The sequence below is a fragment of the Aeromonas sp. 601027 genome (assembly GCF_049174455.1).
GTDB classification, from domain to species: Bacteria; Pseudomonadota; Gammaproteobacteria; order Enterobacterales; family Aeromonadaceae; genus Aeromonas; species Aeromonas veronii_A.
In genome coordinates this window covers 1-20,362 of record NZ_JAAKTN010000001.1, presented here as the reverse complement: position 1 = coordinate 20,362, position 20,362 = coordinate 1, and the positions used below count along the sequence as shown (strand labels likewise).

Below are 20,362 nucleotides of genomic sequence, written 5' to 3'. Positions count from 1 at the left end.
CCAGTAGAAACTTCTTTAAAGTAGCGAAGGAGCTGAATTTTCGGCGATGCGTGGCAAGGTATGCCGTAAATGGTGCAACTTTGCAGCACTGAATGCAGGATGCCAAATATTGAAAAGGGGAGCCTACTCCCCCTTCTGTTACTCAAGTTAGCGGTTACGCCAACCAGCAGTTACGCCAGCCAATGTTGCAGCTGGCGGGCCATGCCAGCTGGCAGCAAGTGAGCGCGACTCAACAAGCGGCTGCGCCAAGGCTCGGCCAGCAAGGTGGGGCAAATTCGCATCTCCCGTCCCCGGTCAGCCACGCGCACCAACCTGTCGACAAGAGTCTCCAGCGGCGGATGCGTCGGCCAGTGGGGATAGAGGTCGGCAGTCGCGATCCCGGCCAGCTCGCACACCCGCTCCTCTTCCTCATTTCCCTTTCCATCAGCCATTGGCCAGGGGTGAAGCACCTGCAGCCAACCCGGCCTTGCCGCCTCCAGCAACTGACCCAGCGTCGGCTGCGCAAAGTGGGGATCCCCTGCGGCTTTGAGCAGATGGCGCGCCCCAGCCAACACCACCACGCCGCGGGCGGGAAGTGCAAGAAGATAGTCGGCCAGCGCCTGATCCCGCCCCCTGTTGTGCTGCTGCCATCGCTCCGGGCTCATCTCCTGCCACTCGAACGAGGGCTCGCAGAGATGCACTCGCAGCCGCATATGTGCAGGGCGCGCCAGATTGCTCTGGCGCAGAGCGGAAAAGAGAGCCGGAAACTCGGGGGCCATCCAAGCGGGAAAGGCACAGGAGTCGAGCCAGACCGGATAGAGCCGCGCCAGCGTCAGCGGCTCCCCTTGCCAGCGCACCTCACCCGCCAGCCAGGCATCGAGCAAGCCTTGATGGCGGCGGTTGCCGCACTCCAGCACCAGATCGGTCATGATTCCCCAGAGCGCCGGATCACACAGCCAGGCGTGCTGGCGCCGGATAAAATCCGGGTGCCAGTGCGGCTCCCCCAGCCCCACCAGCTTGCCCGCCTGCAAGGCTTCCCGGATGGCGGCAACCGGGGTCATGCATCCCCTTCCTGCCGGATGTGCGGTTGTTGCCCGACCCCATCGACCCGCTCACAAATAAAAGCGCCGATCTTCGCCAACCAGTCGGGATGCACCATCTCCTGATGCAGACAGGGGAAGCGCTCATAGCGGATTTCGCCTTTTGTCAGCGGCTCCCAGCCACGTCCATCCAGCCAGGGCTGGCGGGAAGCTGACGCCTCGATAAAGATCACCTCCCCGTGGTAGCAGTAGTCGACCGGCTGACGGATCAGCCGGTTGTTGTGGCCCACCAGCTCAATCATGGCGCTCACCACCTGCTCGTCGAGCATGGCCAGCGCACTCCCCTCCGCTCCCAGCCTGGCCACCACGTCGCCCCGAGTAAGGGAGTCGAGCGCCTCGTCCGCAACCGCAATCCCCCCCATCCGCAGCAGCGCATCGAGCATCCGCTGCTCGTCGGGCAACGGCTGGGTCTGCCACTGCTGACAGGGGTAGGCATCGAGCAGCAGCACCATGGCCACCTCCTGTCCCTGCTCTTGCAACATGGCGGCCATCCGGTGCACCAGCATGCCCCCGAGCGACCAGCCGAGCAACCAGTAGGGCCCCTCGCTCTGCTGACGACGCAGCTCAGTCACATAGTCGAGGGCCAGCTCGTCAAAGCTGGCGGGCAGCGGTGCATCCGGCTGGCAGAGCGCCCGTGCCTGCAGGGCATAGACGGCCATGTCGGTCGGCAGATGGGGCACCAGTGGCGCATAACACCAGCCGAGCCCGCCGGCGGGATGGACGCAAAAGAGGGTGGGGCACGATGTGCCAGACTGCGCACCGGGCGCCCGCAAGGGCAACAGCATGGGCATGGCCTCCCGCTCGCCGCCAAGACGGCGCGCCAGCTGGGCAGGGCTCGGTGCTTCGAACAGGCTGGCCAGAGTGAGACCCTGTCCTATTGATTCCTCAATACGCACCACCAACTGCGCTGCCAGCAGGGAGTGGCCGCCGAGGGCAAAGAAGTTATCGTCGGCGCCGACCCGCGCCAGCCCCAGTACTTCGGCGAAGTGGCGACAGAGCCGCTCCTCCAGCAAGGTTTTCGGCAGTGACTGACCCACCGCCGACGCCATGTCGGGCAGCGGCAGCCCCTTGCGATCCAGCTTGCCATTGGGGGTAAGCGGCAGTTCGGCCAGGTTTACCAGGAGCCCCGGTACCATGTAGTCGGGCAAGGCAGCGCCAAGGGCGGGTGTAAGCTCGGCCAGCGTCAGATCTCTGCTATCTGCGGCCACCACATAGGCCACCAGACGGCGATCGCCGGGGGCAAATTCGGGGGCCAGCACCACCGCTTGCGCTACCCGGGGATGGCGCAGCAGCACCTGCTCGATCTCCTCCAGTTCGATGCGCTGGCCACGGATCTTCACCTGAAAATCGAGGCGCCCCAGATACTCGATGGCGCCATCCTCGCGCCAGGCGGCCAGATCGCCGCTGCGATAGAGCCGTCCCGCTCCGAAGGGGTTGGCAATAAAGCGCTCGGCGGTGAGCTCGGGCTGGCCAAAGTAGCCCTCTGCCACCTGCACGCCGCCGATCCAGAGCTCGCCTGCCACCCCGGGGGGCACCGGCTGCAACCAGGGGTCGAGAATGTGGATGCTGGTATTCCAGACCGGATAGCCGATGGGCACGCTGGTCACCGCCTCGTCTGCCCGGCAGGGATACCAGGTGACATCCACCGCCGCCTCGGTCGGGCCATAGAGGTTGTGCAGAGGGGCGGAGAATGTCCCATACCAGCGCTGCACCAGATCCGCGGACAGCGCCTCACCGGAGCAGAAGACCTGCCGCAGGGCGCAGCAACGGGCAGGCTCGGCTTGTGCGACGAAGATCTGCAGCATGGAGGGGACAAAGTGCAAGGTGGTGATCCCGGCCTGCTCAATCAGCTCGGCAAGGTAGGCGGGATCCTTGTGGCCGCCCGGTTTGGCGAGCACCAGCCGCGCCCCGGTCATAAAGGGCCAGAAAAACTCCCAGATGGAGACATCGAAACCGGCCGGGGTCTTTTGCAGCACCCGATCCGCCGGGCCGATGGGATACATGTGCTGCATCCAGAGCAGTCGGTTGACGATGGCGCCATGGCTCACCACCACCCCTTTGGGCCGACCGGTCGAGCCGGAGGTGTAGATGATGTAGGCCGCATCTTCCGGCTTGAGGGCTGGCAGCTCACAAGGTGCTATCACCGCCACGTCTAGCGTCGCCAGCTGCTCTGCCACACCGGGGGCATCGAGGCAGACAAGTGGCGCGACCACGTCGAGCGGCATCTGAAGCGTATGACTGGTCAGCACCAGCGCAGGATCGCTGCTGGCGAGAATGTAGCCAATCCGCTCCGCCGGATAGTCCGGATCAACGGGTACATAGACGGCCCCCGCCGCCATGATAGCCTGCTGGGCGAGAATAAGCTCGGGAGAGCGCGGGATCACCACCGCCACCCGGCAACCGGGGCCCACGCCCCTCCCCGCCAGATAGCTGGCCAGCTGGCGGGTACGCTGGCGCAGCTCGGCCACACTCCAGCGCTCGGCGCCACACTCCAGCGCGATGACGCTCTGATCTGCCGCCGCCAGCCCCTCGGCCAGTAGTGCGCTCAGGGTGGTGGTCGGCAACGGATGGTCGGTTTGGTTCCAGCGCGCCAGCTCAACCTGCTCACAGGGCAGCAGCAGCGGCAAGCGCACTGCCAGGGCCTCGTCACCCGCCTCACTCCAGGCCGCCAGATAGGCTACTAGCCGGGCCAGATGACGTTCGCTCTCCTGTTGGCTGAAGCGCCCCTGATGTGCTTCGAGGGTCAGGGTCATCGCGCCTGCCTCCTCGGCAAAATAGAAGGCGCACTCCTCCACCGGCCCCGCCGCCAGCACCTGCACCTCGCCACGAACCTGGTTGTGTCCTTCACCAAAGCTGAGGGTACGGGCAAAGGGCATCAGATTGACCTGAGGGCCAAACAGCGGCTGGCCCGGCTGACGCTGTTGCAACCACTCCTGACGGCAGCCCTGATGACGACGCAGGGCGGCAAATTGCCGCTCGACCTGTGCCTGCAACTCCCCTACCCGGCTGGTGCCGCTCAGCTCGATGCGCAGGGGCACCACATTGACCTTCATGCAAGGGGTATCGGCCGCCGCTGAGCCCAGCCGCCCCATCAGCGGAATACCCAGCACCACCTCGCCAGCGCCGCTCATTCGCTGCACATAGCTGGCCACTGCCGCCAGCAGCAAGCTGTAGGGGTGACAGGCCGAGCGACTCGCCCGCTCTACCAGTGCCTGCCACTGGCGGCCAGCCAGCCGCTGCTCAAGACGATATGTGGGGCCCGGCCCTTGCGCCGAGCGGCGGGAGAGCGACGCAGGATTCTCCACCCCAGCTAGCTGTTGGGTGAAGAAATCGCGATCCCGCGCGGCGCGCGGCGAATCCTGATAGGCCACCTCTTCGGCCAGCAGCTGCTGCTGGGTCGCATAACGGCAGGGTGCTGGCTGCTCGCCGGCACAGAGCGCCTCATACCAATTTGCCACCCGCTGGCAGAGCAGGCTCAGGCCAAAGCCGTCGATGGCGATATGGTGCACGGCGATAAACCAGGCCCACCGCCCCTCGCCAAGGCGATAGAGGGTGGTGGCAAACAGCGGCCCCTCGGCCAGATTGAAGGGGGCGGCCAACTGCGCACGCATCTCGGCCTTCGCGGCTGCGAGCGGGTCGGCTTCGCTGCGCATATCCCGCTCTGCCAGCTGCCAGCAAGCGGGATTGGCAACCATTTGCGGGCCATCGGCAGTGGCCACAAAAGCGCAGTGCAGACCGGGGATCTCGTCGATGGTCTGGCGCACCGCACGGGTGAAGTGATGGGGAGCCAACGCCCCCTCCAACAGCCAGTACTCGCCGGTATTGCAGGCGGGGCTCTGCGGGTATTTTTGCTGGGCAAACCAGATGCCCGCCTGAGCGGTGGTAAGTGGCCAGCGTGGGTGCTCACCACGCTGGTGGGTGGCGCGCATCGCCATTGTCTGTTCCATGGGAATGTCCTTGCGCAAACATCGAGCGGGCAGCGGCTTGCCCCTGCCCGCATGGCTGAAAAGCGAGGAGGCCAGGCCTCCTCCATAAAGTAGAGTGTCACGCCTGCCAGATCGGCGGTGCGCGGGCTAGCCCCCCAGGGTGGCACCGCCATCAACCACCAGATCCTGCAGGGTGATATGGCTGGCGGCATCGGAGGCGAGAAACAGCACGCAGGCGGCAACCTCGTCGGGGGTCCCAAGTTTGCCAAGGGGGATCCCCAGCTTGAACTGCCCGGGCAGACCCGCGATGGTGCGCAGCTCTCCCTTGCGCTGCTCCGCCTCCCCCTCCTGCCACATGCCGTACAGCATCGGGGTACGGGTCGAGCCCGGCGACACCAGATTGCAGCGCACCCCATAGGGGGCGAGTTCCAGCCCTGCCGTTTGGGTGAGGCTGGTCAGCGCCGCCTTGGAGGCGCCATAGATGCCCATCCCCACTCGCGGCACCCGACCGGCATTGGAGGAGACATTGACGATGGCTCCCCTGCGCCGTCCCTGAAACCAGGGGGTCAGGGCCCGCATCAGGTAGAAGGGGGCGAAGGTGTTGATGGCGAAGGTGCGCTGCAAGAGGGCGTCATCCACCTCATCGATCCTGCCGGTTGCCAGTACGCCGGCGACATTGACCAGCACATCGGGTCCCAGCCCCTCGTCCAGCAGCTGTTCGCAGCAGCGGGTCACGGCCTCGCTGTCACTCACGTCGAGAGTAACCCCCTTCACGTTGCCGGGCAGCACCTCGGCCAGTTGCAGATCGAACGCCACCACGCTGGCCCCCGCCTTGGCAAAGGTGCGCGCCACCGCATGGCCAATTCCCTGCGCCGCGCCGGTTACCCAGACGGTTCTGCCTTGCCACTCGCTCATGGGGTGCACTCCGGTTCGGTGACGTGCTCTTCGTTGACCTGATAAGCCTTGTCCTGACTGACATTGAACTGGCTGACATTGGGCTGACTGACGTGAATCTGACGGGAGAGGAGCCCCCACCAGTGAGCCAGAGTCGGCGTGCGTGCCAGCTCGGCCAGCTCCACCACCAGCCCCTGCTGACGCCACTCCTCCACCAGCCCCATCACCGCCAGCGAGTCGAGGCCGTAGTCGAGCAGGTTGTCATCCTCAGTGGGTTGTTCATGCTGCATCTCGACGGGCAGCCGCGCCAACACTTGAGCACGAAGCGACTCCCGAGTCAGGGGGAGTTTGCTGGCCGCCATCACCTCGGCCACGGTAATCACCCGACCGGCATTGCGGCTGACATAGGAGAGCGCCAGCAGATGATCCTCGCGGGAGAAGTCGGCGATGGCATCAGCCACCAGGAAGGGGCGGATATCACGCATAAAGGCATCGACCGCCGTCTGCATCACCCCGATATGGCCGTAGATGCCGCAGATCACCAGCTGATCCCGCCCCCATTCGGCCATCAGCTCTACCAGCGGTGAGCGGCAAAAAGCGCTGTAGCGCCACTTGGTCAGCACCGTATCCTGCGGCTCGGGCGCCAGCGCCGGGACGATCGGTTGACGCTCCGGCGCCCGGGTCAATCCGGGCCCCCACATGTCGTTGAGCAGCGCCCGATCGGCCTGACTCTGCTCGGCGGGCTGGGCGGTATAGACCACCGGCATGCCGAGAGCACGCGCCTGACGGATCAGGGTGGCGATATGGTCGATGACCTGATTGATCAGCGGATTGTCCGGCCCGTAGAAGTCGACGAAATAGTGCTGCATATCGTGGACCAGCAAGGCGGCGCGGCCCGGTTCGAAGGGCCAGTTCACCCGCCCGGTTGGCAGCGCCTCGGCGGTAGGCAGCGGGTAGGCGGCGAGGGATTGAATGGTCATGCACACTCCTTGGCGAGCTGCTCGCGCAGCCTCTGTTTGTCTATCTTGCCGACCGGGGTGTGGGGCAGTTGCTCCACCAGCACCAGGCGATCGGGTAGTTTGTAATCGGCCACCCCCTGCTCGCGCAGGAAACGGCGCAAGCGGGGCAGATTGAGGGGCTCGCGGCACATCAGAAAGGCGCAGCTGCGCTCCCCGAGCATGGGATCGGGCATGGCGACCAGCGCCGCCTGCCGCACATCTGGATGGGTAATCAGCAACTCTTCAATCTCGAGGGCGTCGATCTTCTCCCCGCCCCGGTTGATCTGATCCTTGTTACGCCCCACCACCATCAGGTGGCCCCCGGGCAAGCGGCAGACCAGATCGCCGGTGCAGTAGAAACCGTCCCGATCAAAAGCCCGCTGATTGTGGGCATCAGCCTTGAAATAGCCGCGAAAGGTGTAGGGGCCACGCGTCCAGAGCTCGCCACACTCACCATCAGGCAAGGGGTGCCCGTCGCTGTCTCGCACCTCCACCTCGTCGCCCGAGCTCATCGGGCGACCCTGGGTATTGACGATGTGCCACTGGTCATCCTCGATGCGGGTGTAGTTGACCAGCCCCTCGGCCATGCCAAACACCTGCTGCAAGCGGCAACCAAGGCGGCTCGCTACCGCATCGGCATGAGCCGGGCTGAGGCGTGCGCCCCCCACCTGCACACACTCCAGAGAGGTCTGCGGATAGTGGCTGGCCGCCTCCAGCCAGAGCGCCAGAGCCGGTGGCACCAGTGCCGCCCAGTTGACCTGATGGCGCTGCACCAGCGGCAGACAGGTTGCTGCGTAAGGATCCTTTGCCAGCACCACGCAGCCACCGGCATAAAACACCCCGAGTGCCCCGGGGGAGCTCAGGGGAAAATTGTGGGGCGCAGGCAGGGCACAGAGATAGATCACCCGCTCATCCCAGCCGCACACCGCTACGCTCTGGCGCACGCTGTAGCCATAGTCATCGTGGGTACGAGGGATCAGTTTGGGGGTGCCGGTGCTGCCGCCGGAGAGCTGGAAAAAAGCGACTTGATCGGCCGGGGTAGGAGTTGGCGCGATGGCCGTCAGCGGCGAACCATCAGCACGGGCTATGGGGTCAGGCTGACGCCATGCAAATCCTGACTGAAGATCGGAGCCTTCAGCCTGCTCGAACAGCAGTGTCTGGCAAGAAGGCGATACCCGCTCATCAAGGGCCGCGAGGCTTCCCGCTTCACCGACAAAGCCGGGATGGGAGGGGCTGAGTACCAGCAAGGCGGGCTCAATCTGGCGGGCAAAGGCCACCAGCTCGCGCCGCTGATGGCTGTAGAGGGCATGCACCGCCACTACGCCGCAGCGGATCAGGGCAAACCAGCAGATATAGAACTCTGCGCAGTTGGGCAACTGCACCAGCGCGGTATCGCCATGGCCGAGCCCGCGCACGGTCAGCCGCGCCGCCAGCGCATCGACCTCACGTTTTAACTGGCCATAACTGAGGGTGCGCTCGCCGCAGATCAGGGCCGTGCGCTCGGGATAACGTTCGGCGGAGTCATCGAGCAGGGCGGTGAGCGGTTGTCCGCGCCACCACCCTTGTGCCCGGTAGTGAGCGGCCAGCTCGGCGGGCCAGGGGGTAAAGGGCACCAACGGCTTCATGCGGTTACCTCCGGCTCCCGACTTTCGAGGCCAAACGCCCGCAACATGGTGCCGAGCTTGGCGGCGGTCTCCTGCCACTCCGCTTCCGGCGAGGAGCCCACCACGACCCCGGCGCCAGCATAAAGCCGCAGTTGCCTGCCAGCCAGCACGCCACAGCGAATGGTGACTACCCACTCGCCATTACCATCGGCATCCATCCAGCCGACGGCGCCGCAGTAGAAGCGGCGATCGTACCCCTCGAGCCGGGCGATGGCCTGACGTGCTGCCGAGAGCGGCGTGCCGCATACCGCTGGCGTCGGGTGCAGCGCCAGCGCCAGAGCCAGCACGGGAGAGGGCTCATGGAGCCGTCCGGCGATGCGGGTCGAGAGGTGCCACATGGTAGGAGTGGCGATCACCTGCGGCTCCAGGGGGACGTCCAGCTCGCGGCAGAAGGGAGCGAGGGCCGCAGCGACTGCATCGGCCACCAGCGCATGTTCATAGCGATCCTTCTGGGCCCCCAGCAGTTCGGCACTTGCCACCTGTTGATCGGAAAACGCGTGGCGCGGACGGGAGCCCGCCAGCGGATTGCTCACCACTTCCATCTCACTGCGTGATACCAGCAGCTCGGGGCTCGCGCCAAGCAGGGTCTCCCCCTCCGGCAGCGGGATCTGGAACACATAGGCGCCCGGATTCTGGGCCAGCAGAGAGCCATAGGCGTGTGCGGGGGAGGTCTGCTCTGCGCTCTGCACATCAATGGCGCGCGACAACACCACTTTCTCGAGTTGCCCCTCGCTGAACTGCTGCAACGCTGCCCGTACCGCCCCCTGATAGTGGGCAGAGCCGGTCACTTCGCTCACCTCGCCATGGAGCTGGCAACAGCGGGCGGGTAACAACGCATCCCGTTTGACCCACTGCGATTGCGCCGGGATCACCAGATGCCAGGGGGATTGGGTATCAAACGGAATGGCGCCGATGGCGATGGGATTGACCATCCCCTGCTGGCGCAGCTGACGCAGATGGGCAAGGAGCTTATCCGGTGGGATGCCGGTAAAACTGTCGTGGATACCGGAGGCGACCAGTACCCTGTCACCGCTGGCAAAACAGCACACTTTATCCAGCCCGACCGCTGTGGCGGGCCACTCTCCTTCCAGTGCATGGTCACACATGACGGTGCTACTCCTTGGAATGAATCACTGCCTGACACAACTTATAGTGAGTCATTTGACTCACCAGATATCAGGGTGAACGGCATCCTAACAAGGAGCGAAAAAACGATCAACACAAATGAGAATCAATTTCATTAACTTCTTTTTAGTCAAAAGCAGGTGACGAACGAAACTGAACTTCGCCGATAAAAAAGAGTTGCGATCGGAGCAAATTCAACTTGATAATGATAACGCTTATCATTTGTATATTATGGAAGATGTAAATAATGAAATCCTCAACCTCCCGTTTTATTGCTCCCAGCCTGCTGGCCACCACCATCGTCACTCTGCTGACCCAGCAAGCGATCGCCGCCAGCAACGCCCCTCAAGCCGATGAGGTGATCACCGTCACCACCACGGCGCACAATACCCGCTCGGCACCAGCTTCTATCTCTGTCATCACGGCCGAACAGATCGCCGCCGCGCCCGTCAATGATCTTGCCGACCTGCTGCGCCACGAAGTGGGCATTCAGGCTGAAGCTGACACCAATGGCCGCAGCGATATCGGCATTCGCGGCATGTCCGGCAAATACACGCTGGTACTGGTGGATGGCAAACGCCTCTCCTCCTCCAATGCCCTGTGGCGCGGCGGCAACTTCGACAACACTCCCGTGCCCCTTGGCATGATCCAGCGGGTCGAGGTGATCCGTGGCCCCATGTCGGCACTTTACGGCTCCGATGCCATCGGTGGTGTCATCAACATCATCACCAAGCAGCCGGGCAAAACCTGGCAAGGGGCGGCCGATGCCGACTTCAAGGCTATCGAAGGCAAGGATGGCGGCGATCAGCACAGAACCAACCTGGGCTTTACCGGCCCGCTGACCGACAACCTGCTGATCCGGATGAACGGCGAGGTGTATGACCGTCAAGCCTGGACCCCCACCGAAGCTGCTGACGGCATCCCCCTTATCGAAGCCAAACAGACCCGCAACTTCGCCTCCACCCTCAGCTGGCTGGTGGATGAGCAGCAGCGCTTCGAGCTGGATTACCTCTACAACCAGGATGAGCGGCCTCTCGATATCTTCCGCAAAACCGGCAACAAAGTGCACAGCCGCCAGCAGCAGAACGATCGCAACCTGTTTGGTCTGACCCACAAGGGGAACTGGAGTTGGGGTGACACCACCGTCATGGCCAACTACGAGAGCTCCCAGATCGACGACTTCAACACCAGCTACTCTGCCCCACAGCAGCGGGAGCTGGAAGAGAACACCTTGACCCTCAAGGGCTATACCAACCTGGCGCTGGCCAACCACTACCTGACCCTGGGTGGTGAATATCTGGACCGGGAGCTGGTGGATGCGGTGAGCTACAAGGATATCGGCGGCAAGGAGAGTCACTCTCAGGAGGCGCTGTTCGCCCAGGATGAAATTGGCCTGACCGACAGCCTGACCTTCACGCTGGGCGGCCGTTACGATCACCACGAGATCTACGGCAGCCACTTCACCCCGCGCGGCTATCTGGTCTATGAGATGAACGATGTGGTGACAGTGAAAGGCGGTGTCAGCCAGGCCTTCAAGGCACCGGCGCCGCACCAGTACTCCAACGGTTACAGCATCGAGAGCTGCGGCGGCAGCTGCCGCATCTATGGCAGCGACAAGGTCAAGCCGGAAACCAGCACCAACTACGAGCTGGGTGTCATCGCAGGAGAAGGGATCTGGGAAACCAGCGCCACCCTCTTCTACTCCGACATCGACGACATGCTCACCTTCAAGCAGTTGCCGAACTCCACTGACCGCACCTGGTACAACCTGGAGAAGGCCACCACCAAGGGGCTGGAGCTGACCGGCAAGCTCGATCTGACCGACGATATCAACCTTGGCGCCAACTACACCTACCTCAAGGCGGAAGGCGATCAGGGTCAGGCTCTGCCCGAGCGGCCGGAGCACAAGGCCAACGCCAAGATCACCTGGCAGGCCACCGAGCGGGTAAATGCCTTTGTCGGCACCACCTACACCGGCACCCAGTTTGCCGAGCAGACCGTCAACAAGGTTGTCGTACTGCACAAACTGCCCAGCTATCAAACCTTCGATCTCGGCACCGGCTTCAAGGTCACCGAGAACTTTGACCTGCGACTGGGGATCAACAACCTGACCGACGTGCGCCTGCAAGAGAAAGACACCCTCTTCCAGAACGTCGAACCGGGTCGCAGCTACTACGTCAGCGGCTCAGCCCGCTTCTAAAGTAGCCAAGGCCGATATAACAGAGCGCGGGCTCATGCCCGCGCTCTGTTAACCAAGAGAATAAGGGGAAGATCCCCACTGGACAGCAAAGAGCATGCAGATTTCCATTTTCATCAGGATCGCTCATGTTCACCTCACTTCTGAATGCTTCACCCCTTGCCACCCTGCCCACCCCTGACGAGATGTTAAAGGCCAGACCCTGTCCGGCACGGCTCGCTCGCCAGATCGCACGCAGCCGCCAGCAAGCCCGCCATATTCTGCAGGGAGAGGATGATCGCCTGCTGCTGGTGATCGGCCCCTGCTCCATTCACGATCCGGCAGCCGCCCGCGACTATGGTGGCCGGCTGGCTGAACTACAGGGCCAATACGGGGAGCAGCTGCAACTGGTGATGCGTACCTATTTCGAAAAGCCGCGCACGACGCTCGGCTGGAAAGGATTTATCTTCGATCCCGACCTCGATGGCAGCGATCGGCTGGAAAAGGGCCTATCGCTGGCCCGGGAGTTACTTCTGGCCCTTGGACAGGAAGGGCTCGCCTGTGCCACCGAATTTCTCGATCTCACCAGCATGCTCTATCTGGGGGATCTCATCAGCTGGGGCGCTATCGGTGCCCGCACCACCGAATCCCAGCTCCACCGCCAACTGGCCTCGGCCCTCCCCTGCCCCATTGGTTTTAAAAACGGCACCGACGGCAATATCCGGATCGCGGTCGAGGCGATCCTCGCCAGCCGGGCGGCCCACCTCTATACCCAACCTTCCGGTGATGGCCAGCTGGCACTGGTGCGCAGCCATGGCAACCCCGACTGCCACCTGATCCTGCGAGGTGGCCGCCAGCCCAACTATCAGAGCAATCATGTGACAGAGGCTGGCGAACTGCTGCGCCAGCATCATCTGTCACCCCGGCTGATGATCGATTGCAGCCACGGCAACAGCCAGAAGCAGCATGCCCGCCAGCTGCTGGTTGCCCGTGACATTGCCGACCAGCTGGGTGCTGGTAGCCATGCCATCGCCGCCATCATGGTGGAAAGTTTTATCTGCGAAGGGCGTCAGGATATCGGCAGCAAACCGCTGCGCTACGGCCAGTCGATCACCGATAGCTGTATCGGCTGGGAACAGACAAGGCGGCTGCTCGATATGGTGGCAGAAGGGGTGGAGGCACGCCGCCAGCAGCGGATCGCCCTGGCGGGATAAATGGCGGATTAGAGAGATAACTCAGAAAACAGTGTGGCCCCGATGGGGCCACACTGTTGTTCACTGTTTGACGCACGTCAGGCGACTGACTCACGCTCCACCAGCTGGGCTTCAAACTTGAGCGCCAGGCCGTCTACCGGCTTGTGATCGAGCAGGCGCAGCGCCAGTTCGGCAGCGCGGCTGCCCATCTCCTCGATGGGGTAGCGCACCGTGGTGAGCTTGGGATAGATGTAGCGGGCGTAGGGGATATCGTCGAACCCCACCACCGACACCTGCTGCGGGATCTTGTAACCCCGCTCCAGCAGGCAAGAGATCGCCCCCGCCACCATGCCGTCGTTGAAACCGAGCACGGCCGTGAACTCGACACCACGGGCCAGCAGTTCACTCATCGCCACATAGCCGCCATTTTCGTCGGCAAAGGCGCGGCTGACGAGTGCAGGATCAAAGGCGATCCCGGCTCTGGCCAGGGTCTGGGTGTAACCGGCCATCCGCTGCTGACCATCGACAAACTCTTCATCATCGGAGGTGATAAAGGCGATGTTGCGATGACCGGCATCCAGCAAGTGCTGGCACGCGGTGGTGATCCCCGCCTGGTTATCGAGCCAGACGCAGCGATCCTCAAAGCCCGGCACCTGACGGTTGATAAACACGATGGGGGTAGAGCCTGCCGCCAGCTCGCTCAGCTCCTCGTCCGGGAGCGCCTTGCTGTGGAGGATCAGCGCATCGCACTGGCGCTGCAGCAGCGCCTGAATGGCATGACGCTCGCGCGCGATATCGTGGTTGCCAGACATGACGATGGTGAACTTGTTGGCCTGATCGACCATGGTTTCGATGCCACGCATCATCTGGGCAAAGAAGGGGCCGCCGCAGAGGTCGCCAACCAGCACGCCAATGCAGTTGGAACGCTTGCTGACCAGTGCCTGGGCAAAACTGTTGGGTCGAAAATTCAGTTCCTTCATGGCCGCCAGTACGGCCTCACGCTTTTCCGGTGCTACCTGTGCCGTGTTATTGATAACCCGCGACACGGTGGAGATAGACACATTTGCCAGCTGAGAAACGTCTTTAATCGTTGCCACTATCCATTCCTTTATTGTGGGGGAACCTGTCGGTGCCGACGCCTGAGTATACCCTGCGGCCTGATGCAATTCCCGGAGCCAGGTCACCAGGCATGTTTCCTTTGGTAACAAAACCTTACCCGATGATACCCGGCAGCAAGGAAATTTGAAAACAGGGGCCGGCTGGCGGCCCCCGACTCAATAGGCGTGATTGAGCTCCCGCTCCGACATGAAGCGCAGCGGCTGCTGCAGCTTGTGCTGATAAATGAGATCGAACGACAACACGTTTTGTACGTAGTTGCGGGTCTCCTTGTAGGGGATACTCTCGACCCACACGTCCATCGGCTTGTTGTCACTCTGCTCTCGCCAGCGTTTTACCCGTCCCGGCCCGGCGTTGTAGGCGGCCGCCGCCAGGATCCGGTTGCCATCATAGACATCCAGCAAGCGCTTGAGATAAGCGCTCCCCAGACGAATATTCATCGTCGGATCAAACAGTTGCTGCTCGTTGCGATAGGGCACCCCCAGCTTGCCGGCAGTCTCTTTGGCAGTAGCAGGCATCAGTTGCATCAGACCGCGCGCCCCCACCGGCGACTGGGCCAGCGGATAGAGGGCACTCTCCTGACGGGAGATGGCATAGAGCAAACTGGTGTTCATGGTGCGCTCTTGCGCCATCTGGGAGAAGGTGCGTTTGAGCGGCAGCGGGAAGCGCAGGTCGAGGGCATCCCACGCTTCGGCGCGAATGCTGGCGAGAATGGCCAGCTCGTGCCACCCCTGATTGAGGGCGATATGACCAAACTCGATGCGCTGGGCCACCGGATTGCGATCCATGTTGTGGATCCACTCCGAGCGGGCCGCCGCAATCTCGTTCATCGAGAGCAATTCGCGCACCCGCAACAGGAAGGGCCAGCGCTGGCTGGCCGTGCGCCAGTCCGGTACATGCTTGACGCTCTGGTTCTTGATGCGATAGGGCACGCCGGTGCGCTGGGCGGCCATAAAGCCGTAGAAACCGCGCAGGTTGGCGGTCTCCAGATAGAGATCCCGCGCCGGTTTTTGCTGCCCCTGCACCTCAAGGGAGCGCGCCATCCAGTAGCGCCAGCGATCCTCTTTCTGACGGGCCATCGGCATCATCTTCACCCAGCCGGAGAGGCCACGCCAATCCTGCTCCCAGATGGCCAGTCGCGCCCGCAGCTCGGTAATGTCGGGATCCGCCAGCTTTTTCACCGTGCTGTCGACCCAGCTACGCTGGGCAATGGAGCGATCCAGCAGCAGGCGGCGGGCAATGGCACGTTCTACCGGTTTCACCTCGGCCTGGGTCAGGCCGAAACGGCTGCGAAACAGCGCAAGCTGGCGCAGCACCGACTCCGGCTCCTGATTGGCATAGCGGGTCAAACCGAGGGAGAGCAGCTTGCGAGAATAAGGATTGCTGCTGAAATAGGCCGGGTTCATCGCCTTGGCAGGCTGCTCGAACAGGGTCACCATCTGATCGCCATAGCTTTGCAAGCCGCTACCCAGGGTTGCGCCAAGGTGGCGGATCAGGTTGGGGTTTTCCGCCTCGAACGCCAGCGTCATCCGCTGCCAGATCTTCTCCTGGGTTCGCTGACCGGATGCCTGCCACAGCTGGAACAGCGGGGAGCAGGCATCGGGACGGGATTGACCGCTCATCCAGATCTTGCCCGCCCCCTGCAACGCCTCTTTCGGCTTGCCGGTGTAATAGAGCGCCTGATAGTGCATGCAGAGCAGATCGGTGGAGCTCGGCTTGGCCGGATAGAAGCGCAGGAACTGCGACCACTGCTGGCTCTGGGCCAGATAGGTCAGATAGCTGCGCTCCAGCCGGTTGGACTGGGGGGTATCTCCATGCTGGCGGATAAAGCGGGTCACATCGTTGTAATCCGCCGCCCCCGGACGAAAGGCGAGCTGATAGTAATCGAGGTAAGGGAGCAGGGGGTAATGGGTCAACCGGGCACGAATTTGCTGGAAACGGGCCTGATCATTGGCCCGTACGGCGTCATACGCCTGACGGTAGAGCGTCTGGTCGGCAGTCTGCGCCATCAGGGTCGGCACGAACAGCGCCGACAAAACAATTCCCCATACAGCTTTCACTGAGCATCTCCATTGAGGGCAATACACCGCCCGCTGGCGGTGGGTCTACTGCCTCTCATTCTACCCGTTGCCGGGCAGCGCTACAGCGGGGAGCAAGGACTATTTTTCTGCCTCGCTCAGCTGCATTTCACGCAGTTGCTCCGGTCTGGTCAGCCGCTGTACATATTTCTCCAGATAGGGCACCGGCAGCGGCTTGGAGGCGAGATAGCCCTGATAGAAACTGCACCCCTGCGCCTTGAGAAACTCCAGTTGCTGGCGGGATTCCACCCCTTCCGCCGTGACGTTGAACCCCATATGTCGAGCCATGGCGATCACCGCCTCGACGATTGCCATGTTGTCGCCATCTTTCGGGATGTCCTGAATGAAGGAGCGGTCGATCTTGAGCTCATCGGCAGGCAGCCGCTTGAGGTAGCTCAGGGAGGAGTAACCGGCGCCAAAATCGTCGATGGCAAAGCTGATGCCGAGCTCCTTGAGCTCGGTCATCTTGCTGATGGTGTCCTCGGCATGACCCAGCACCACGGACTCGGTGATCTCCAGATTGAGGCAGGCCGGATCCATGCCGGTTTGCGCCAACACATCGTGGATCCGCTCGACAAAATCGGTGGCATGGAACTGCTTGGCACTGACGTTGACCGAGATCTGCGGAATGTGGATGCCGTTTTCCTCCCACAGCACATACTGGGCGCACGCCTCGTGCAGCACCCAGTTGCCGATATCGACAATCAGGTCCGTCTCCTCGGCAATGGGAATAAATTCGGCCGGCGAGACCAGCGAGCGACCGGCTGGCTGCCAGCGAATGAGCGCCTCGACACCAATGATATCGCCGCCATCGACCATATGCTGGGGCTGATAGTAGAGGGTCAGCTCTTGCTGGCTGAGGGCGTTGCGCAATTCGTTGTGAATGAGCAGACGGCGATCCGCCTGCTGCTGCATCGAGGCATCGAAGAAGCGACGGGTCTTGCGGCCAGCGGACTTGGCCTGATACATGGCGGTATCCGCCTGCTTGAGCAGATCATCGACCCCCTGCTCCCGATCCGGAAACAGGGTAATGCCGACGCTGGCACCGATGTGCAGCACCTGCCCCACATAGGTATAAGGAGCGGCAATCTCGGTGATGAGCCGCTCGGCAATGATATCGGCCTGCATCTCCGCCTGGGGCGGGCTGGCCGAGAGCGATGGCAGCAACAGAACAAACTCGTCACCACCGAGGCGGGCCAGACAATCCCCCTGTCGCACCAACCGTTTGAGACGGGCGGCGACCTCCTTGAGCAGCCAGTCACCGGTGGCGTGGCCGAGGGAGTCGTTGATGGTCTTGAAGTGATCGAGATCGATAAAGAGCAGCGCGCCAATCAAGCCATCGCGGGTCGCCTCGTTGAAGGCCTGCACCAGAGTCTCGTGGAGCTGACGGCGATTGGGCAATCCGGTCAGCTCGTCGTAATAGGCGAGATCCTGAATGCGTCGCTCGGCCGCCTTGCGCTCGGAGATATCCTCGAAGCAGATGACAAAGTGGCTGATCACCCCCTTCTCGTCCTGCACCGGCGTCACTATCTCCCACTGGGGATAGGTGTGACCATCGACATGGCGACGCTGGGTCTCCCCCTGCCAGCGGCTGAGGGTATTGAGCTCGTAGCCGAGCCCCCCCAGATTTGGCCAGAGATCCTCTTCCAGATGCAGGCCCAGCACCGACTGGCTGTCAAAGCCGGTGATCTGACTGAAGGCGTTGTTGACCCGCAGGATCTTGAACCCCGGATCCGTGATGATGATCCCTTCGTGGGTCTCGAATGCAACGGCAGAGAGGCGCATCTGGGCATCGGATTGCAGACGCTCCAGCTCGGCCACCATCCGTACCGAGAAGGTATTGAGCACCGAGGTGAGATTGCTGGTATCTGCCGGGGCCGAATAGAGCAGCGCCAGATGGCCCAGAAGTTGGCCTCTGGCATCAAACAGCGGCTGACCGTAGTAAGTCTGCCCGGCCGCCAGCCAGGGTTGATACTCCTGCGACTCATCGATCACCTCGAAACAGATGGCCCCTTGCTTGTAGAGCTCCTGACAGGGGGAGCCCGCCAGCGGATAGTCCTTCTGCGCCAGCCCGTCGGCGGCCAGTACTTTGACCCGATCTGCACCGCACAACTCACCCACCCAGACCGCATCCACCTTGAGGATATGAGCCAGCTGGCTAACCAGGGTATTGAAGAAATCGAGCCCGGTGCGGGCAGAGAGCGCCTGCGCCAACTGGGTGAGCAGGGTGGTTTGCAGCAATGGCAAAGAGAGGTTGAGGGAGGAGACTGCACTGTTGGCGGTATCAAGAGGGGCCAGCCAGCCACAGCAGATCTGCTGGGTGGGCACAAACTGACCGCTCCAGAGCACATGGTTGAGCTGCCCCTGATCATCTTTCAGATGACCGATAAACTGTTCAGGCAGATGTGATTCATGAAGCCGGACGAGAAAGTCGGCAAAGCCTGCCTCGTCTTCCGGTAACAAGCTAGCGGCCCAGGGATGATTGCCCTCCCCTTGCCACTGCTGGTAGGCCCCCTGATCAGAGAGACTCCACTGATCATGTTGCCGATCGAAAAACCACATGACTTGCGTGGCCTGCTGCTTCATTTACCACTCCAACACAACAACCAACCACGTTTGATGTCCAATCAGGCATAGCAACGCCCCCTGCATCCGCTCATCAGATCAGAGGTTGCGAGGAAAGAGTACAAACATGCGATATCAAGCAGTGGAAACCGGACATGAGGTCGACACGAAGTGCTGCCAAGAAGGGACAGAAACGATCCTATTCCCGTCATACTGCCTGCCAGTTTCATGGAGCTCAAGCTGTTTTTGGCACGAAACCGGAAAAGATCACAATTTATAAGTTGCTGAATAGCCAAGGGAAGGTTATGTGACATGGATCACATTTCAATCTTTACCAATGAGTAATCTGAAGGTGAAGACACAAGCAAGACGACCCGAAGGGGGCCAATATGAAAATCGAAATTACCAGCAAAATCATCGACATCACCCCGGCTATCCGCGAGCGCATCGAATCCCGTTTTGAAAAGCTCGAACGTCTTCAGGTGCCTCTCATCACACCCCATGTGATTGTTTCCAAAGAGCGTCTGATGTTCACTGTCGAAGCCAGTGCTGGCATCCCCAACGGCAAACTGTTTGCCCAGGCAGAGCATGAGGATCTCTACGCCGCCATCAACGAACTGGGGCAAAAACTGGAGCGCCAACTCAACCGTCACACCGAAAAGCCGATTGCCCGTCGTGCCAATGCCGCGCTCAAAGAACAGCCGCAACCGGATGAAGCTGACGCTTGATAGCATGCCGCAAGGCTAAAAATTCCAAAGAGCATAAAGGCGGGGTTACCCGCCTTTTTGTTGCCTGTGATTTTCCGACAAGCATCGCGTTACACCAGTGAACAGGCGCCATCAACTGAGCCAGTGCAACCGGGTATCCACCCCCTCTTGCAAACGATCGAGGATCGGCAGCAATACCAGCGGATCCTCCTGCCTCGGCACATCGGCCAGCTTTCCTTGCAACCGCTCCCGCGCCAGCGGTGACAGGTTGTCGTAGACAGCCTCATCCAGCAAGGATTGCTTGACCGCCAGCGGCGGCGTTTGCAGCGCCAGCCAGAGCCGCACATCCACCATGCTTCCCCCCTGTTGCAACCGCTCATTGATGGCACTGCAGTCACTCCCAGCCCCTTCAGCCACCAGCACCTCTGCCGGTCTCAGGTCAAAGTGCATACGCCAGTCACGGCTCTGGGAAGTGGCCGCCGGTTTGGCATCAAACCAGGGCTGCTCCTCCACCGCGTCGGTCAGCAGGGCCAGATGCAACCGGAAATCCGCCCGATCGCCATGTTGCAGGTCACGGTTGAGGCGCTGCCCCAACTGGCCCTCATCGACGAGCAGGTGATTACGGATTGAACTGGGCAGCATGAGATAACTCTCGAAAATGGCGATTTCACTGGTTATCGGCCACAAATCCAATTCTTTTAATGGAAAAATCCTGCTTGGGGGTTCACAAAACCGGAAGATCTGTTAGTATGCGCCTCGCACTTGTGGAGGGGTTCCCGAGCGGCCAAAGGGATCAGACTGTAAATCTGACGGCTCTGCCTTCGAAGGTTCGAATCCTTCT

The 20,362-nt window shown here is 61.9% G+C and carries 13 protein-coding genes; 3 read left to right on the top strand and 10 right to left on the bottom strand.

Annotated elements, in window-relative coordinates; genetic code table 11:
* Positions 1-170: 170 nt before the first annotated feature.
* From G5193_RS00065 to G5193_RS00040, 6 genes are all read right to left on the bottom strand, one after another.
* Complete coding sequence (locus G5193_RS00065) at positions 171-1,040, bottom strand: hypothetical protein (protein ID WP_421204646.1); 870 nt, start codon at positions 1,038-1,040, stop codon at positions 171-173.
* A complete protein-coding gene (locus G5193_RS00060; protein ID WP_421204645.1) occupies positions 1,037-5,026 on the bottom strand; it encodes an amino acid adenylation domain-containing protein in 3,990 nt (1,329 codons plus the stop codon). Before G5193_RS00060 ends, G5193_RS00065 begins: the two co-directional genes overlap by 4 nt.
* Positions 5,027-5,152: 126 nt before the next feature.
* The gene (dhbA, locus tag G5193_RS00055; protein ID WP_421204644.1) at positions 5,153-5,920 is read right to left on the bottom strand and encodes a 2,3-dihydro-2,3-dihydroxybenzoate dehydrogenase; all 768 of its coding nucleotides are present in this window, start codon (positions 5,918-5,920) and stop codon (positions 5,153-5,155) included.
* Positions 5,917-6,879 carry an isochorismatase family protein gene (locus G5193_RS00050; protein ID WP_421204643.1) on the bottom strand — a complete coding sequence of 321 codons (963 nt, stop codon included), beginning with the start codon at positions 6,877-6,879 and terminating at the stop codon, positions 5,917-5,919. The genes dhbA and G5193_RS00050 overlap by 4 nt, the downstream gene beginning before the upstream one ends.
* On the bottom strand, positions 6,876-8,522 hold the full coding sequence (locus G5193_RS00045; RefSeq protein ID WP_421204642.1) for a (2,3-dihydroxybenzoyl)adenylate synthase: 1,647 nt from the start codon (positions 8,520-8,522) through the stop codon (positions 6,876-6,878). The genes G5193_RS00050 and G5193_RS00045 overlap by 4 nt, the downstream gene beginning before the upstream one ends.
* The gene (locus G5193_RS00040; protein WP_160881811.1) at positions 8,519-9,667 is read right to left on the bottom strand and encodes an isochorismate synthase; all 1,149 of its coding nucleotides are present in this window, start codon (positions 9,665-9,667) and stop codon (positions 8,519-8,521) included. The genes G5193_RS00045 and G5193_RS00040 overlap by 4 nt, the downstream gene beginning before the upstream one ends.
* A 266-nt stretch (positions 9,668-9,933) precedes the next feature.
* On the opposite strand from G5193_RS00040, the gene G5193_RS00035 reads away from it, so the two are divergent.
* Positions 9,934-11,886, top strand: coding sequence for a TonB-dependent receptor domain-containing protein (locus G5193_RS00035; protein WP_337072978.1), 1,953 nt, complete (start codon positions 9,934-9,936; stop codon positions 11,884-11,886).
* A gap of 125 nt (positions 11,887-12,011) precedes the next feature.
* Positions 12,012-13,076, top strand: a complete 1,065-nt coding sequence (locus tag G5193_RS00030; RefSeq protein WP_163128275.1) for a 3-deoxy-7-phosphoheptulonate synthase — start codon at positions 12,012-12,014, stop codon at positions 13,074-13,076.
* Between the two features lie 77 nt (positions 13,077-13,153).
* Here the strand turns inward: G5193_RS00030 and G5193_RS00025 are convergent, their stop codons facing one another.
* From G5193_RS00025 to G5193_RS00015, 3 genes are all read right to left on the bottom strand, one after another.
* Positions 13,154-14,152, bottom strand: a complete 999-nt coding sequence (locus tag G5193_RS00025) for a LacI family DNA-binding transcriptional regulator (protein ID WP_040066127.1) — start codon at positions 14,150-14,152, stop codon at positions 13,154-13,156.
* A 177-nt stretch (positions 14,153-14,329) separates the two neighbouring features.
* The gene (locus G5193_RS00020; protein WP_040066126.1) at positions 14,330-16,231 is read right to left on the bottom strand and encodes a transglycosylase SLT domain-containing protein; all 1,902 of its coding nucleotides are present in this window, start codon (positions 16,229-16,231) and stop codon (positions 14,330-14,332) included.
* Between the two features lie 99 nt (positions 16,232-16,330).
* Positions 16,331-18,835, bottom strand: coding sequence for a putative bifunctional diguanylate cyclase/phosphodiesterase (locus G5193_RS00015; RefSeq protein WP_421204641.1), 2,505 nt, complete (start codon positions 18,833-18,835; stop codon positions 16,331-16,333).
* Between the two features lie 368 nt (positions 18,836-19,203).
* On the opposite strand from G5193_RS00015, the gene hpf reads away from it, so the two are divergent.
* A complete protein-coding gene (gene hpf / locus G5193_RS00010) occupies positions 19,204-19,542 on the top strand; it encodes a ribosome hibernation-promoting factor, HPF/YfiA family (protein WP_005334257.1) in 339 nt (112 codons plus the stop codon).
* Positions 19,543-19,653: 111 nt separating this feature from the next.
* On the opposite strand, the gene G5193_RS00005 is transcribed toward hpf, so the two are convergent.
* Positions 19,654-20,163 (bottom strand): VC2046/SO_2500 family protein, encoded by a 510-nt coding sequence (locus G5193_RS00005; protein WP_216977409.1) that lies wholly within the window; start codon positions 20,161-20,163, stop codon positions 19,654-19,656.
* Between the last annotated feature and the right edge of the window lie 199 nt (positions 20,164-20,362).

Bases quoted from the DNA above. Each gene is read 5' to 3' on its own strand.
- G5193_RS00040 (WP_160881811.1), bottom strand. From the start codon at position 9,667: ATGTGTGACCATGCACTGGAAGGAGAGTGGCCCGCCACAGCGGTCGGG.
- G5193_RS00035 (WP_337072978.1), top strand. From the start codon at position 9,934: ATGAAATCCTCAACCTCCCGTTTTATTGCTCCCAGCCTGCTGGCCACC.
- G5193_RS00045 (WP_421204642.1), bottom strand. From the start codon at position 8,522: ATGAAGCCGTTGGTGCCCTTTACCCCCTGGCCCGCCGAGCTGGCCGCT.
- G5193_RS00060 (WP_421204645.1), bottom strand. From the start codon at position 5,026: ATGGAACAGACAATGGCGATGCGCGCCACCCACCAGCGTGGTGAGCAC.
- G5193_RS00015 (WP_421204641.1), bottom strand. From the start codon at position 18,835: ATGAAGCAGCAGGCCACGCAAGTCATGTGGTTTTTCGATCGGCAACAT.
- G5193_RS00050 (WP_421204643.1), bottom strand. From the start codon at position 6,879: ATGACCATTCAATCCCTCGCCGCCTACCCGCTGCCTACCGCCGAGGCG.
- dhbA (WP_421204644.1), bottom strand. From the start codon at position 5,920: ATGAGCGAGTGGCAAGGCAGAACCGTCTGGGTAACCGGCGCGGCGCAG.
- G5193_RS00030 (WP_163128275.1), top strand. From the start codon at position 12,012: ATGTTCACCTCACTTCTGAATGCTTCACCCCTTGCCACCCTGCCCACC.
- hpf (WP_005334257.1), top strand. From the start codon at position 19,204: ATGAAAATCGAAATTACCAGCAAAATCATCGACATCACCCCGGCTATC.
- G5193_RS00065 (WP_421204646.1), bottom strand. From the start codon at position 1,040: ATGACCCCGGTTGCCGCCATCCGGGAAGCCTTGCAGGCGGGCAAGCTG.
- G5193_RS00005 (WP_216977409.1), bottom strand. From the start codon at position 20,163: ATGCTGCCCAGTTCAATCCGTAATCACCTGCTCGTCGATGAGGGCCAG.